Source organism: Streptomyces africanus, assembly GCF_030816955.1.
Classification (GTDB): domain Bacteria; phylum Actinomycetota; class Actinomycetes; order Streptomycetales; family Streptomycetaceae; genus Streptomyces; species Streptomyces africanus.
Window position 1 is genome coordinate 3,444,142 of record NZ_JAUSYP010000001.1, and the last position, 14,736, is coordinate 3,458,877.

At 70.9% G+C, this 14,736-nt stretch carries 10 protein-coding genes; 7 read left to right on the forward strand and 3 right to left on the reverse strand.

Going from position 1 to position 14,736, the window contains the following annotated elements; translation table 11 throughout:
- The first annotated feature begins 27 nt into the window (after positions 1-27).
- Positions 28-1,029 (forward strand): DNA-3-methyladenine glycosylase family protein, encoded by a 1,002-nt coding sequence (locus QF034_RS15780; RefSeq protein ID WP_307175561.1) that lies wholly within the window; start codon positions 28-30, stop codon positions 1,027-1,029.
- Positions 1,030-1,191: 162 nt separating this feature from the next.
- On the opposite strand, the gene manB is transcribed toward QF034_RS15780, so the two are convergent.
- Entirely contained in the window at positions 1,192-2,274 is a 1,083-nt protein-coding gene (gene manB / locus QF034_RS15785) for a mannose-1-phosphate guanylyltransferase (protein WP_307175562.1), read from the reverse strand.
- A gap of 133 nt (positions 2,275-2,407) precedes the next feature.
- Positions 2,408-3,970, reverse strand: a complete 1,563-nt coding sequence (locus QF034_RS15790; protein ID WP_307175563.1) for a peptidoglycan recognition protein family protein — start codon at positions 3,968-3,970, stop codon at positions 2,408-2,410.
- A 150-nt stretch (positions 3,971-4,120) separates the two neighbouring features.
- On the opposite strand from QF034_RS15790, the gene QF034_RS15795 reads away from it, so the two are divergent.
- The 6 genes from QF034_RS15795 to QF034_RS15820 all read left to right on the forward strand — a co-directional run bounded on the left by QF034_RS15795 (position 4,121) and on the right by QF034_RS15820 (position 13,591).
- Positions 4,121-4,876: a TIGR03089 family protein gene (locus QF034_RS15795; protein ID WP_307175564.1), complete on the forward strand. Its 756-nt coding sequence runs from the start codon at positions 4,121-4,123 to the stop codon at positions 4,874-4,876.
- 151 nt (positions 4,877-5,027) lie between these two features.
- On the forward strand, positions 5,028-6,245 hold the full coding sequence (locus QF034_RS15800; protein ID WP_307175565.1) for an LCP family protein: 1,218 nt from the start codon (positions 5,028-5,030) through the stop codon (positions 6,243-6,245).
- A gap of 239 nt (positions 6,246-6,484) precedes the next feature.
- Positions 6,485-8,260: an LCP family protein gene (locus QF034_RS15805; RefSeq protein ID WP_307175566.1), complete on the forward strand. Its 1,776-nt coding sequence runs from the start codon at positions 6,485-6,487 to the stop codon at positions 8,258-8,260.
- Between the two features lie 75 nt (positions 8,261-8,335).
- Positions 8,336-9,979 carry an LCP family protein gene (locus QF034_RS15810; RefSeq protein WP_307175567.1) on the forward strand — a complete coding sequence of 548 codons (1,644 nt, stop codon included), beginning with the start codon at positions 8,336-8,338 and terminating at the stop codon, positions 9,977-9,979.
- A 225-nt stretch (positions 9,980-10,204) separates the two neighbouring features.
- Complete coding sequence (locus QF034_RS15815) at positions 10,205-11,908, forward strand: LCP family protein (RefSeq protein ID WP_307175568.1); 1,704 nt, start codon at positions 10,205-10,207, stop codon at positions 11,906-11,908.
- Positions 11,909-11,998: 90 nt separating this feature from the next.
- The gene (locus tag QF034_RS15820; protein WP_307175569.1) at positions 11,999-13,591 is read left to right on the forward strand and encodes an LCP family protein; all 1,593 of its coding nucleotides are present in this window, start codon (positions 11,999-12,001) and stop codon (positions 13,589-13,591) included.
- Between the two features lie 50 nt (positions 13,592-13,641).
- Here the strand turns inward: QF034_RS15820 and QF034_RS15825 are convergent, their stop codons facing one another.
- Entirely contained in the window at positions 13,642-14,685 is a 1,044-nt protein-coding gene (locus tag QF034_RS15825; protein ID WP_307175570.1) for a glycosyltransferase family 2 protein, read from the reverse strand.
- Positions 14,686-14,736: the final 51 nt, after the last annotated feature.

Genomic DNA, 14,736 nt, shown 5'->3' on the forward strand with positions numbered 1-14,736 from the left:
TCGCATCGTTTCCCAGGGACTTCACTCATGGCAGGACGGTTCGCTCCCCGGCCCACGCGTACGACCATGCGCGGCGGGCACGTCGGCGTCGCCGGGGGCGTGCCGCGGCAGGCCGCGGGGCCGGGGCGGGTGCGCGACTGGGTGCCGGACGGGCCGCTGGATCTCGGGCTGGTGCTCGGGCCGCTGCGGCGCGGACCGGGTGATCCGACGTTCCGGGCGATGCCGGACGGGTCCGTGTGGCGGGCCTGCCGTACGCCCGCCGGGCCCGGGACGCTACGGGTCTGCGCCTACGGCGGCGGGGTGCGCGGCCAGGCCTGGGGGCCCGGGGCGCAGTGGCTGCTGGACCGGTTGCCGGAGCTGCTCGGGGCCGCCGATGACCCGTCCGTGTTCGTGCCCCGGCACCGGCTGGTGGCGCTGGCCCGGCATCGGCGGCCGGGGCTCAGGCTGACGCGGAGCGGGCTGGTGATGGAGTCGCTGATCCCGTCGATTCTGGAGCAGAAGGTCACGACCGATGAGGCGTATCGGGCGTGGCGGTTGCTGGTGCGGAAGTTCGGGGAGCCGGCGCCGGGGCCCGCGCCCGGGCGGATGTGTGTGATGCCGGCGCCTCGGGAGTGGGCGTTGATCCCGTCGTGGGAGTGGCATCGGGCCGGGGTCGACAACAAGCGGGCGTCGACGATTCTGCGTGCGGTTCGGGTGGCCGGGCGGTTGGAGGAGGCGGCCGGGATGGAGCCGGGGGCGGCTCGGGCGCGGCTGGAAGTGGTGCCGGGGGTGGGGCCGTGGACGTCGGCGGAGACGGTGCAGCGCAGTCATGGGGCGCCGGACGAGGTGACCGTGGGGGATCTGCATCTGCCCCGGATCGTGGGGTGGGCGTTGGCCGGGGACCGGGATGCGGATGACTCCGTGATGCTGGAGTTGTTGGAGCCGTATGCGGGGCAGCGGCATCGGGCGGCTCGGTTGATTCTGCTGAGTGGGGCGGTGCCGGGGCGGAGGGCGCCGAAGATGCCGCGGTGGGATATCGGGGCGCTGTGATGCGCTGCCCGTTTTGTGGTGCTGCGGCGTAGGTGCCGGGGCGGGGCGTTGCGCAGCCCGGCGGAGCGGGGTGCCGCTGCGCCCACCCGTGCCGCCCTGGGGGTACCTCCCAGGCCCTTGAGGCACTGGGGGAGGCACGACTGCCCGCAGCGGCGGTCTGCGCTACTGGTCCGAAGAGAAGCGGACTGCTCCTGCTGGGATGTGGGCGTCGCACCAGATGCGGGCGCCCTCGCGGAGTTCGTTGTCGGGGCCTATGACCGCGCCGTCGCCTATGACCGTGCCGGTGAGGACGGAGCGTTCACCGACGCGGGCCCGGGTGCCTATGAGGGAGTCGGTGATGACCGCGCCGGGCTCGATCACGGCGCCCGGCAGGATCGTGCTGCCGAAGACGCGGGCGCCCTCCGCGACGAACGCGCCCTCGCCGACCACCGTGCCGCCGGACAGCTTCGCGTCGGCCGCGACCGTGGCCGTCGGCAGGACCAGGCGGTCGCCGCAGCGGCCGGGGACCGCCGGGGACGGGGCCCGGCCCAGGACCAGGTCCGCCGAGCCCCGGACGAACGCCGCCGGTGTGCCCAGGTCCAGCCAGTACGTCGAGTCGACCATGCCCTGGAGGTGCGCGCCGGCGGTCAACAGGTCCGGAAACGTCTCGCGCTCCACCGACACCGGCCGGCCCGGCGGGATCGTGTCGATGACCGAGCGGCGGAAGACGTACGCCCCCGCGTTGATCTGGTCGGTGACGATCTCCTCGGGCGTCTGCGGCTTCTCCAGGAACGCCAGGACCCTGCCCGTGTCGTCGGTGGGGACGAGACCGTAGGCACGCGGGTCCGTGACCTGGGTGAGGTGCAGGGAGATGTCCGCGCCCGTCGACTCGTGGGTGTCGACCAGGGCCCGGATGTCGAGGCCCGTCAGGATGTCGCCGTTGAAGATCAGCACCGGGTCGTCGGGGCCGGAGTGCAGCCGGGAGGCCACGTTGCGGATGGCGCCGCCCGTGCCCAGGGGCTCCTCCTCCGTCACGTACTCCAGGTGGAGCCCCAGCGCGGAACCGTCACCGAAGTACGGCTCGAAGACCTCGGCCAGATAGGACGTGGCGAGGACGATGTGCTCGACGCCCGCCGCTCTCGCTCTCGCCAGCTGGTGCGTGAGGAAGGGCACCCCGGCCGCCGGCACCATGGGCTTGGGCGTGTGCACCGTGAGCGGGCGCAGTCGGGTGCCCTTGCCGCCGACCAGGAGGATCGCTTCTGTCACGTGTCGTCTCTGCTTCCTGCCGGGACCGGCCGAACTGTCTTTCGGCCGGTCAGTGTATGCAGACCGTTCCGTGGCGCCTTCGCTGGCCGTGCGGCATTCCGCCCGCTCCCCCCGGCGGCGGTGAACGTGTGTCTCAGCGGCCCTGGTACCGGGCCGCCTTGGAGCGGGCCGAGCCGAGCTTGCCGTAGAGCTTGCGTCCCGGGCAGGACGTCCTGAATCCGTCCCGGTGACCGGAAATCACGTTCAGTCGCACCTTCTTACCTTTTCGGTAGAGATTGCTACCAGCCGACTTCAGGTAGGTCTTTCCCCGCGGATTCACCCCGTACAGGCCCAGCTTCCAGGCCGTGAGCCGGGCGATGGCCTTGACCGCGGCGGACGACGGCTTCTTGGCGCCGTACGACCCGAGGACGGCGATCCCCATGCTGTTGCTGTTGAAACCAAGGGTGTGGGCGCCGAGGACCGGCCTGGCCACGCCTCCGGCGCGGCCCTCGTAGATCTTTCCGCACTTGTCGATGAGGAAGTTGTAGCCGATGTCCCGCCAGCCCATGCTCCTGACGTGGTAGCGGTAGATACTGCGGATGAGGGACGGGGACTGCGAGCAGCGGTACTTGTTGCCGCTGGCCGTGTGGTGCACGAAGGCCGCCTTGACCTTCTTCGTGTACCGGAAACCCCGCTCCCGCAGCCCCTCGTTCGCGCCCCAGCCGCGCCGCGTGACGATGCGCGGGCGCGGGCCGACGAACGGCCTCACCCGCTGCTGCTCCGTCAGCTCACCGGTGTTGAGGGCGAAGAACTCCTGCTCGCTCTCCGCGCGGTTCAGTTCCGGGATCTCGGTGGCGTCGAGGGGGGCCAGGCCGGCGTTGGCGGCAGAGGCTTCGGTGGCGGCGGAGGCGGCGTCGGCGGCGGTCTCATCGGCGGCAGTCTCGTCGGCGGCGGTCTCATCGGCGGCAGTCTCGTCGGCGGCGGTCTCGTCGGCGGCGGAGATCTCGTCGGCGAGGCCGGTGGTGCGGGAGTCGTCCTCGGGGGCGTCCGCCGGTGGGGCGTCATCGCCCGGGTCGACGAGTTCGAGGCGGAGGCCGGAGGGGAGCGAAGGCGCGGCGGGCAGGTCGCGGGTACGCGCGCCGGGACGCGCGGTGCCGGCTTCCGCGCTCTCGGGTGCGAAGCGGACGCGGAGTTCCACGCCGTCGGAGTCGCCGACCCACAGCGGTGCCGTGGCGCCGCGGACGCGGCCGGAGGTTCTCTCAAGGGTGTCCGGATCGGCCGCGTGGTCGGCGTTGTGCGTCTCGACGTCCTGCCAGCCCGACCAGGTGCCGGTGCCGGCGGCGCGGGTGCGGACCTGGACCCGGCCGTGCAGTTCGGCCGCCGGGTCGTCCCAGACGATGCCGACGAGGGAGAAGTGGCGTACGGAGCGGCGGGTCAGACCGAGTTCGGGGGTGTCGGGGGCGGTGGGGGTGGCGCGGTTGCGGGTGAGGGGTTCGAGGGGGAGGGACTGGGTGCCGCCGGGAGCGTACGGTTCGGCCGCGCGCCGGCTGGTGAGGGTCGTGTCCGGTGTCCCCGCGTGGGGCGCGGGTCTCGCTGCCGTGGCGGCTTGCGTGGGCGGCACCGGTCTCGCCGTCGCAGCGACGGCGGGCGGAGTGAGCGGGAGGGCCAGAGCGGCCGCACAGGTGACACCGATCGAAGAAGCAAGAAATCCACGCATGCTCCCGATCTTGGACATAGTCGTATAAGTCTGTCCATTTGGGAGTTGACAGACCATCGGTCGGGGTTCGGCCGAACCGGTGGCGGATTCACGGCGGGGCGGGGGCCGGGACGTTGGGCGGCGGCTCGGGCGCCGCGTACGCTTGCGCGGGTGAACGCCACCGATCGCACCCCTGCCGACCTGCTGAATTCCGCGCTCTCCGCGGATCCGGGACGTCCCCTGGTGACCTTCTACGACGACGCCACGGGCGAACGTGTCGAACTGTCCGTGGCCACCTTCGCCAATTGGGTGGCCAAGACCGCCAACCTCCTCCAGGACGAGCTGTCCGTCGAGCCCGGGGACCGGGTGGCGCTGCTGCTGCCCGCGCACTGGCAGACGGCCGTGTGGCTGCTGGCGTGTTCGTCGGTGGGAGTCGTCGCCGACGTGGCGGGGGACGCGCGGGCGGCCGATGTCGTGGTGAGCGGGCCGGACGGACTGGAGGCGGCGCGGGCGTGTTCCGGGGCGCGGATCGCGATGGCGCTGCGGCCGCTCGGGGGGCGGTTTCCGCAGGCACCCGAGGGGTTTGCCGACTACGCGGTGGAGGTGCCGGGGCAGGGGGACCGGTTCGTGCCGTACGCGCCGGTGGATCCGGACGGGCCCGCGCTGATCGTGGCGGGGCGGGAGTTCAGCGGGGCCGAGGTGGTCGAGCGGGCTCGGGCGGAGGCGGCGGGGCTGGGGCTGACGGGGCCGGGGTCGCGGATCCTGTCGGGGTTGCCGTATGACACGTGGGAGGGGTTGAACGCGGGGTTGTACGGGCCGCTGGCCACGGGGGGGTCTGTGGTGTTGTGCCGGCATCTTGAGCAGGCCGGGGAGGGCGTGCTGGACAAGCGGGTGGAGAGCGAGCGGGTTACGGCTATTGCCCGGTAGGCCGGTTTCTGCTGAGGGAGGCACGACTGCCCGCAGCCAGGCCGATTCCCCCGTTCAGCCCATCCCCACCCCACCCCCACCCCCCATCCACGCCACAGTCGTAGGAGCAGTGCGCGCGCACGTTCGTACGTCGTGAGGGGTGGTCTCTGTCGTGGGCGACACCGGGAGGCTTGGGCCGGCGGGGGCCTCCGCCAGTGGGCCGGGGCTGGTGCGGCGGCGTCGGCGGCGGTGGGTGCGGATCGGGGCGTTCGCGGTCGCCGGTGTCGTCGCCGCGGCAGCCGGGGCCGGATGGGCCTTGTACGCGAAGCTCAGCGGCAACATCACGCCCGACGAGGCCGCCGCCGCGGAGCTCGCGCGGTACGAGAAGGAGCGGCCCACCTCACTGGTCAAGGACGCGCGGAACATCCTGCTGATCGGGTCCGACTCGCGCGAGGGAGAGGACAACGCACGCTACGGGCGCGACTCCGGGACCGAGCGGTCGGACACCACGATCCTGCTGCACCTGTCCGCGGGCCGGGGCAGCGCCACCGCCGTCTCCCTGCCCCGGGACCTGATGGTGAACGTGCCGGGCTGCCGGCGCCCGGACGGGTCGCGCAGCGCGCCGCGGTTCACCATGTTCAACCGGGCGTTCCAGGTGGGCGGTTCGGCCTGCACCATCCGGACCGTCGAGAAGCTCACCGACATCCGCGTCGACAACCACGTCGTCGTCGACTTCCACGGCTTCAAGGAGATGGTCGACGCGGTCGACGGCGTGGAGGTGTGCCTGCGGGAGCCGATCGACGACCGGGCCGCCAAGCTGCGGCTCCCCGCCGGACGGGTGACCCTCGACGGCGAGCAGGCGCTCGGCTACGTCCGCGCCCGCAAGACGCTCGGTGACGGCAGTGACACGGAGCGGATGGAACGGCAGCAACGGTTCCTCGGAGCACTCGTCAACAAGGTGCGCAGCAATGACGTCCTGCTGAATCCGGCGAAGCTGTATCCCGTGCTGGACGCCGCCACGTCCTCCCTCACAACCGACCCGGATCTGGCCAGCCTTCGCGGTTTGTACGAACTCGTGCGCGGGCTGCGCGACATCCCCATGGAACGTGTGCAATTCCTGACCGTTCCACGGGAGTCGTACGCGTACGACGCCAATCGCGACCAACTCGTGGAGCCCGAGGCGGAGAGACTGTTCGAGCGGCTGCGTACGGACACACCCGTGGTGGTGGCCGGGAACGTTCCACATGGTTCCGCCCCCCTGAGGCCTACCGATTCGCGTGACGGGTCGTACGGGGATTCGCATCCGGGGCCGTTTACCGAGCCCGCCGTCACCGTTTCTCCTCCACCGACGTTCCGGGGGAACACGGCAGCCGAGGACACCTGTGAGTAAAGCGGGCACCAAGGCCGCTCCAAAGCAATGGACTCTTCACCCAGGAAATGGGCGAATTGCCCAGGTGTAGGGACGTGGAATTTGTCACCGTCGTCGTTCGGCACTGAACTGGGCGGTTAGTGTGAGCGATCCGGTGCGCCCGGCTCTGAGGACGGTCCTGAGGTCGCGCACTGTGTGACCGAGACCCGGGTGCCTTGGAGGGGAGGCGCCGCGTGCCCCGACGGAGGAAACAGACAACCGTGGACGCGCAAGGCCGTGGGCGGGCGGACGATATCGATCCCGCAGACCAGTGGGTGCTCAATCCGAATACCGGCGAATACGAACTGCGACTGCCCCCTTCCGCACCGCAGTCGGGCGTCCCCAGCCCTCGCCGGCCAGCGGCCTCCGACGGGGTCCCGCCGGAGCGCGGCCGTAGGAATTCCGGCGGCCGCGGGGATGCCGGCAGTCGCACGGACGCGCCCGGCCGCCCGCGGCCCGAGACGCCCGGGCGCGGTGCCCCGCCGCGCAGGCGCCGCGGGGCGCCGGAGGAGCCACTGCCGGGGCGGCGCGGACGGCGGCCGGCCAAGAAGGCCGCGAAGGGGAAGAAGGTCCTGCTGTGGACCGGCGGCACGATGGCGTTCGTGCTGGTCGCCGGGGCGGGCGCCGCGTACTTCTACATCGAGCACCTGAACGGCAACATCGCGTCCGTCTCCGACGACGGCGCGAGCACCGGTGGCTTCCAGAAGGACAAGGCCATCAACATCCTGCTGATCGGCACGGACAAGCGCACCGGCAAGGGCAACGAGAGCTACGGCGACGCGGGCAGTGTCGGGCACGCCGACACCACGATCCTGCTGCACGTCTCCAAGGACCGTTCGAACGCGACCGCGCTCAGCATCCCGCGTGACCTGATCGTCGACGTGCCGGACTGCCCGACCACGCAGGAGGACGGCTCGCAGAAGGTCATCCCCGGCACGCAGAAGGCCCGCTTCAACACCAGCCTCGGCCAGGACGGCCGCACGCCCAGCTGCACCATGCGGACGGTGACCGAGCTGACCGGGGTCAAGCCGGACAACTTCATGGTGGCCGACTTCAACGCGGTCAAGACGCTGACCAGCGCGGTCGGCGGGGTCGAGGTCTGTCTGGGCAAGGACATCGACGACCCGGACTCGCACCTGAAGCTGTCGAAGGGCACGCACACCATCGAGGGCGAGCAGGCGCTGGCGTTCGTGCGGACCCGGCACGCCGTCGGCTTCGGCGGCGACCTGAGCCGGATCGGGCTCCAGCAGCAGTTCCTGAGCGCGCTGATGCGCAAGCTGAAGTCCAACGACACGCTCTCCAGCCCGTCCAAGATGCTCGACCTGGCCGAGGCGGGCACGAAGGCCCTGACCGTCGACTCGCAGCTGGACAGCATCGGCAAGCTGAAGGACCTCGGTCTGGAGCTGGGCAAGCTCGACACCAAGAACCTGACGTTCACCACGACCCCGGTGATCGACAACCCGGCGGAGAAGGTCAAGACCACGGTCGTGCTGAACGAGTCGACGGCCCCTCAGGTCTTCGACATGATCAAGAACGACGTCTCCTTCACCGCGGTCAAGGACAAGAAGAAGAAGGAGGCGGCCGCGGTGGCCGCCCGCCTCAAGGGCAGCAAGGCGCCGGCCTCCGAGGTCCGGGTGCGGATCCTCAACGGCGGCGCTGACCCCGGCAGCGCCCAGGAGACGCTCAGCTGGCTCCAGGTCGAGGAGGGCGTGACCAAGTCGGAGAACGCCGGCAACGCGCCCGCGAAGCTGGCGAAGACGACCCTCGAGTACGCCCCTGACCAGGCGGATCAGGCCCGCCGCCTCGCCGACATCATGGGACTGTCCGGGTCGGCGATGAAGCCGGGCGAAAGCGTGGAGAACGCCCAGGGGCTGCCGGCGATGACGCTGACCCTGGGCAAGGACTTCAAGGGTGCGGGCGCTTCCCTCACCGCTCCGTCGAAGGCGCCGGAGGGTGTTCAGAAGTCCACGGCGGACAAGGTCGAGTGCGCCGAGTGACCTGACGGGCCTGCCGTACGTCTCACAGGGCGTACGGCAGACCTTGTCCGGTGACACGGGGGTGGGGAAGAGCAGATGGCACGCAGCAGCAGTGTGTACGAGGAGGGGACCGAGCCGGGAGCCGTCCCGGGCGAGCCGGTCGCGGGCGGCCCTGGTGCCCCGGGCAGCCCGGCCCGGCCGGGCGACGGGCACCGCCGGGGAGGCCGCAGGCCCGGCCGCGGTCGCGGCCGCCGCGTCCTGCGCTGGTCGGCGGCGTCCCTCTCCGTGCTGATCCTCGCGACCGCCGGCGCCGGCTACCTCTACTACAAGCACCTCAACGGCAACATCGAGAAGGGCCGGCGCAGCAGCGGCGACTCCAAGGCGACGAAGGCCGCCCCGAACGCAGCCGGGCAGACGCCCCTGAACATCCTGCTGATCGGCTCCGACAGCCGTGCCTCCGACGAGAACGTGAAGCTGGGCGGCGCGCGCAAGGACCGCGGCAATCCGCCGCTGGCCGACGTGCAGATGCTCATCCACCTGGCCGCGGACCGCAAGAGCGCCGCCGTGGTGAGCATTCCGCGCGACACCCGGGTCGACATACCCAGGTGCACCGACCCGAAGACCGGGCGGACCTACCCGCCGGTCAACACGATCATCAACACCTCGCTGGCCCGGGGCGGAGCGGGCTGCACGCTGGCGACCTGGGAGAACCTCACCGGGATCTACGTCGACCACTGGATGACGATCGACTTCGCGGGCGTGGTGAAGATGGCCGACGCCATCGGCGGGGTCGAGGTGTGCGTGCGGCAGAACGTGTGGGACCGACCGCTGCCCGGCGTGCCCGGCGGCTCGGGTCTGAAGCTGACGGCCGGCCGGAAGAAGGTCGAGGGCGAGCAGGCCCTCCAGTGGCTGCGCACCCGGCACGCCTGGGGCAGCGACCCGCTGCGGGCCCGGGCGCAGCACATGTACATGAACTCGATGATCCGCACGCTCAAGGCGCAGAACGTCTTCACCGACACCGGCCGGCTGACGGACCTGGCCGAGGCGGCGACCAAGTCGCTGCACGTGTCCGAGGAGCTCGGCACGGTGAAGAAGCTGTACGACCTGGGGATGCAGCTGAAGACGGTCCCGACGGACCGCATCACCATGACGACGCTGCCCACGACCGAGGACCCCGAGGATCCCAACCACCTGATCCCGGCAGGCGCCGACGCCGACCGGGTGTGGGACATGATCCGCGACGACGTGCCCTTCGACGGCAAGGGCGCGAAGAAGGCCTCCAAGACCTCCAAGGCGCCCGAGACGTCCAAGGACCCCGCCGCCGCGGACGACTCGATCGGTGTCCTGGTGCAGAACGCCACGCGTTCGGCCACCCTCGGCCCGGTGACCGGCCGCGCGGGCGCCATCACCCGGTCGCTGGTGGAGAAGGGCTTCACGAAGGCCGCCGCGGACACCTCGGGCGCGCTGTCCGAGGAGCGGACCCTGGTGCGCTACCCGAGCGCCGAACTGGCGGGCGACGCGCAGCGGGTCGCCAAGTCGCTGGGTATTCCGGCGAGTTCGGTGCGACGGTCGACGGACGTCTCCGGCGTCACGGTCGTCGTGGGCGCCGACTGGCGTACGGGTACGGCCTATCCGAAGCAGTCGGCTCCGAAGGCCGGGGACCTGCCCGGCGACGTGGACGCCCTCAACGGCTCGGACACCGGGAAGTGCATGGACGTGTACAAGCCCTACCGCTGGTAGCGACCGGAGGAGCGACGCGCACACCGGTCGACGACTTCCTTCCACCCCCGTACAGGGAATTGGGGGGAATTGCCCGCATGCATGGACCTTGAATTTGTCATTCAGCGCACATCGACGTTCAACTGGGCGGATAGTGTGAGCGATCCAGAGCTTCTGTGATGACCGTACCCGTGCGCCTTCCGGGGGAGAAGGCGCCGCGTGCCCCGACGGAGGAAACAGACAACCGTGGACGCGCAACGCCGTGGCCGGGGGGACCAGATCGACCCGGCAGACCAGTGGGTACTCAATCCGGACACCGGCGAATACGAACTGCGACTGACTCCCTCCGGAACGCAGTCGCCGGTGTCCGGAGCACGCGGATCCACTCCCCCGACGAGGGCGGGCGGCACCCGCACCGACGTTCCGCCCCAGCGCCGGCGGCGCGGTGCGCCCCAGGAGCCGCCTCCCGGGCGGCGCGGTGGCCGCCGGCCGGTGCAGCAAAAGCCCAAGAAGGCGAAGAAGGTGCTGATGTGGACCGGCGGCACGATGGCGTTCGTGCTGGTCGGGGTCGGCGGGGCCGGCTACTTCTACCTCCGGCACCTGGAGGGCAACGTCACGACGACCGACGTCGGCAGCGCGGGCGCCAGCAACTTCAGCAAGGACGAGGCCTTCAGCATCCTCATCATCGGCACGGACAAACGCACCGGTGAGGGCAACGAGGGCTACGGCGACAAGGGCAGTGTCGGGCACGCCGACACCACGATCCTGCTGCACGTCGCCGAGGACCGCTCCAACGCGACCGCGCTCAGCATCCCCCGGGACCTGATCGTGAACATCCCCGACTGCCCGACGAAGCTGGAGGACGGCTCGGAGAAGGTCGTCCCGGGCCAGCGGGGCGTCCGCTTCAACCGGAGCCTCGGGGAGAACGGCCGGGACCCGGGCTGCACGATGCGCACGGTCAAGGAGAACACCGGCATCCAGGTCGACCACTTCATGATGGCCGACTTCAACGCGGTGAAGACGCTGACGACGGCGGTGGACGGGGTCGACGTCTGCGTGGAGAAGCCGGTCAACGACAAGGAGTCGAAGCTCGTCCTGCCCGCGGGCCCGTCGAAGGTCGAGGGCGAGCAGGCCCTCGCGTTCGTCCGTACCCGCAAGAGCTTCGGCAACCACGGCGACCTGGACCGCATCAAGGTGCAGCAGCAGTTCCTGGGCTCGCTCATGCGCAAGATGTCCTCCGGTGACACCCTCACCAGCCCCTCGAAGCTGCTGAAGCTGGCCGAGGCCGCGACCAAGGCGCTGACCGTGGACAAGGCCATCGGCAACGTCGGCACGCTCAAGGACATCGCCCTGGAGCTGAAGAAGGTGCCGACGAAGAACATCGCCTTCACGACCGTCCCGGTGAAGGACAACCCGGCGGAGACGGTGGTGAAGGCGACGGTCGTCCTCGAGGAGTCGAAGGCTCCCCAGCTGTTCGACATGATCCGAAACGATGTCTCGCTCACCGAGGTCAAGCAGCGCAAGAAGAAGGAGAAGGACGCCGAGGCCGCCCGGCTGAAGGGCACCAAGGCCCCGGCCTCCGAGGTCCGGGTCCGGGTCCTCAACGGCAGTGCCGTCTCCGGTGCCGCGCAGAAGACCCTCCAGTACCTCCAGGTCGAGGAGGGCGTGACCAAGTCGGAGAACGGCGGCAACGCCCCCGCCGAACTGGCGAGGACCACGCTGGAGTACGCCCCCGACCAGGCCGACCAGGCCCGCCGCCTCGCCGACATCATGGGCCTGTCCGGGGCGGCGATGAAGCCCGGCGAGAGCGTGCGGAACGCCCAGGGGCTGCCCGCCATGACCCTGACCCTCGGCAAGGACTTCAAGGGCGCCGGCGTGAAGCTCGACGCCCCGGTCGAGACGGCGGACGTGGAGAAGTCCACCGCCGACAAGGTGAAGTGCGCGAGTTGACCCACTGAGGGCAACTGACAGGCCCGTCGTGCGTCTAACAGGAGGCAGGACGGGCCTGTCGCGTGCGCGGGGGGCGGGAAGGACCGGAAAGTGACGCAGAGCGGTGTGCGGGAGAACGAATCGCGGCAGGGCGTCCGCCGGGAACCGGACCCGGGTGGGACCCCGTCGGCGAGGGGCGGCACGCCCGGCGGCGAGGGGCCGCGCCGGCGTCCCAGGCGGCTGCTGAGGTGGTCCGCGGCCGTCCTCGCCGTCCTCATACTCGGGACGGCCGGGGCCGGATACCTCTACTACCGGCATCTGAACGGCAACATCAAGAAGGACGCGCTGAACCTCGGCGACCACAAGGTCGCCGCGCCGACGCCGAACGCCGCCGGGCAGACCCCGCTGAACATCCTGCTCATCGGCTCGGACGCGCGGGACAGCAAGGAGAACCAGAAACTCGGCGGCGCCCGTGAGACGTTCGGCGCCGCACCGCTGGCGGACGTGCAGATGCTGCTGCACCTGTCCGCCGACCGCACCAACATGTCGGTCATCAGCATGCCCCGCGACACGCTCGTGAAGATCCCCAAGTGCACCGACCCGGACGACGGGGACGTGTACCCGGAGAGCCAGGGGCGGAGGATGACCAACCAGAGCCTCGGGCACGGCGGCCCGGGCTGCACGGTGGCCACCTGGCAGGAGCTCACCGGCATCCACATCGACCACTTCATCATGGTCGACTTCGCAGGCGTGGTGGCGATGGCCGACGCCGTCGGCGGTGTCCCCGTGTGCGTCGACGCCAACATCCACTCCCGCACCTCCGACGGCAAGGGCTCGGGCCTGAAGCTGGAGAAGGGCACCTCGTACATCCAGGGCGAGCAGGCCCTCCAGTGGCTGCGCACCCGCTACGGCTTCGAGGACGGCAGCGACCTCGCCCGCGCCAAGGCCCAGCACATGTACATGAACGCGATGGTCCGCCGGCTGCGCGAGAACGCCACCCTCAGCAGCCCGAACAAGCTCCGCAGACTGGCCGAGGAGGCCACCCGGGCGCTGACGGTCGACCCCGGCCTCGACACCGTCAAGAAGCTCTACGACCTCAGCGACGAGCTGCGCAAGGTCGAGCCGGCGCGCATCACCATGACCACGATGCCCAACCGGTACGTGGGCGCCCGTGTGGAGCCGACGGAGGACGCCGAGCAGCTGTTCCGGCTGGTGCGGGACGACATCGCGCTGGACGGCAAGGACAAGGACAGGAAGAAGGCGGAGGAGAAGGTCTCCGCCGACCCGGCCGCGGCCGACGACGAGATTCCCGTGCAGGTCCGCAACGGCACCCGGACCGACACCCGGGCCGCGGCGCGCGGGCGCGCGAGCACGGTGGCCGGGCTGCTGACGGAGCAGGGCTTCGCCCAGGCCGTCGCCGACACCACCGGCTCGTGGAGCGAGGAGCGGACCGTCGTCCGCTACCCGAGCGCCGACCTGGAGGGCGACGCACAGCGGGTCGCCAAGGCCCTCGGAATTCCGCTGAGTTCGGTCAAGCGGTCGACCGGCGTCTCAGGCGTCACGCTCGTCGTGGGCGCCGACTGGCGGGAGGGCGCGGACTACAAGGCACCGAAGCGGGACGACCGGACCCCGAAGTCGGCCGACGCGCTCAACGGCGCGGACGACAAGGCCTGCATGCACGTGAACCCGAACTTCACCTGGTGACGACGAACGGGCCCCTCCCGAACGGGAAGGGGCCCGTGAGTGCGCCCCGGTCAGCTCGCGGTCGCGTCCGCGTCCGCCCGGACCGCCGGACGCCGGGAGGCGATGACCTTCTTCGCCAGCGACCGCGGGCTGGTCAGGAAGCCCCAGCCCCACGACATGTGCATGGTGGCGAGCGCCACGGGGATCTGGAGCCGCGCCTTCAGCGGCAGCCCCCGGCCGGCCGGGACGGAGCCGAGCAGGATCGCCGCGAGATAGCCGCCGGGCACGACGAAGCCCCACGGCGTCAGCAGTGCGCCCACCAGGGTGCCGGCCGCGATCGCGCACACGGCGGTCGGCGGGGCGAGGTAGCGCAGGTTGATCGAGCCCTCGTGGAAGCGGGCGACGACGTGCCGCCAGCGGCCGTAGTCCTTGTACTGCCTGGCTAGGGCCTTCACGCTCGGCCGCGGCCGGTACGACACCCTCAGCTCGGGTGAGAACCAGATGAGGCCCCCGGCCTCCCTGATCCGGAAGTTCAGCTCCCAGTCCTGGGCGCGGATGAACTCCACGTTGTAGCCGCCCTGCTGCTCCAGCGCCTCGCGCCGGAAGACCCCGAGGTAGACGGTCTCGGCCGGGCCCGCCTGTCCGCCCGTGTGGAAGGAGGCGTTGCCGACCCCTATCTTCGAGGTCATCGCGGCGGCGACGGCGTGCTCCCAGTCGTTCTCGCCCTCGGCGTGCATGATGCCGCCGACGTTCTGCGCGCCGGTCTCCTCCAGGAGCCGTACGGCGGTGGCGATGTAGTCGGGCGAGAGCATGCCGTGCCCGTCGACGCGGACGACGATCGGGTGGCGGGAGGCGTTGATCGCCGCGTTCAGCGCCGCGGGCGTACGGCCGGTGGGGTTGGGGACGGTGTGGACACGCGGGTCTTCGGCCACGAGCTCGGCGGCGATCTCGTCCGTGCGGTCCGTGGACGGACCGAGGGCGATCACGACCTCCATCTCGCCGGCGTACTCCTGCGCGAGGATCGCTTGGACTGCTCCCCGCAGATGCCGTTCCTCGTTGAGGACGGGCATGATCACGGAAACGGCGGGGAGCCGCACGTCGGGATTGGCGTTCATAGGGGCCTCACGTTACCGCGAACGAGGGACACCGGTGCGCGCCGCAGGGGC

Excerpts from the sequence above, each read along its gene's own strand:
- QF034_RS15790 (WP_307175563.1), bottom strand. The coding sequence starts at position 3,970 with ATGCGTGGATTTCTTGCTTCTTCGATCGGTGTCACCTGTGCGGCCGCT.
- QF034_RS15780 (WP_307175561.1), top strand. The coding sequence starts at position 28 with ATGGCAGGACGGTTCGCTCCCCGGCCCACGCGTACGACCATGCGCGGC.
- QF034_RS15810 (WP_307175567.1), top strand. The coding sequence starts at position 8,336 with ATGGCACGCAGCAGCAGTGTGTACGAGGAGGGGACCGAGCCGGGAGCC.
- QF034_RS15825 (WP_307175570.1), bottom strand. The coding sequence starts at position 14,685 with ATGAACGCCAATCCCGACGTGCGGCTCCCCGCCGTTTCCGTGATCATG.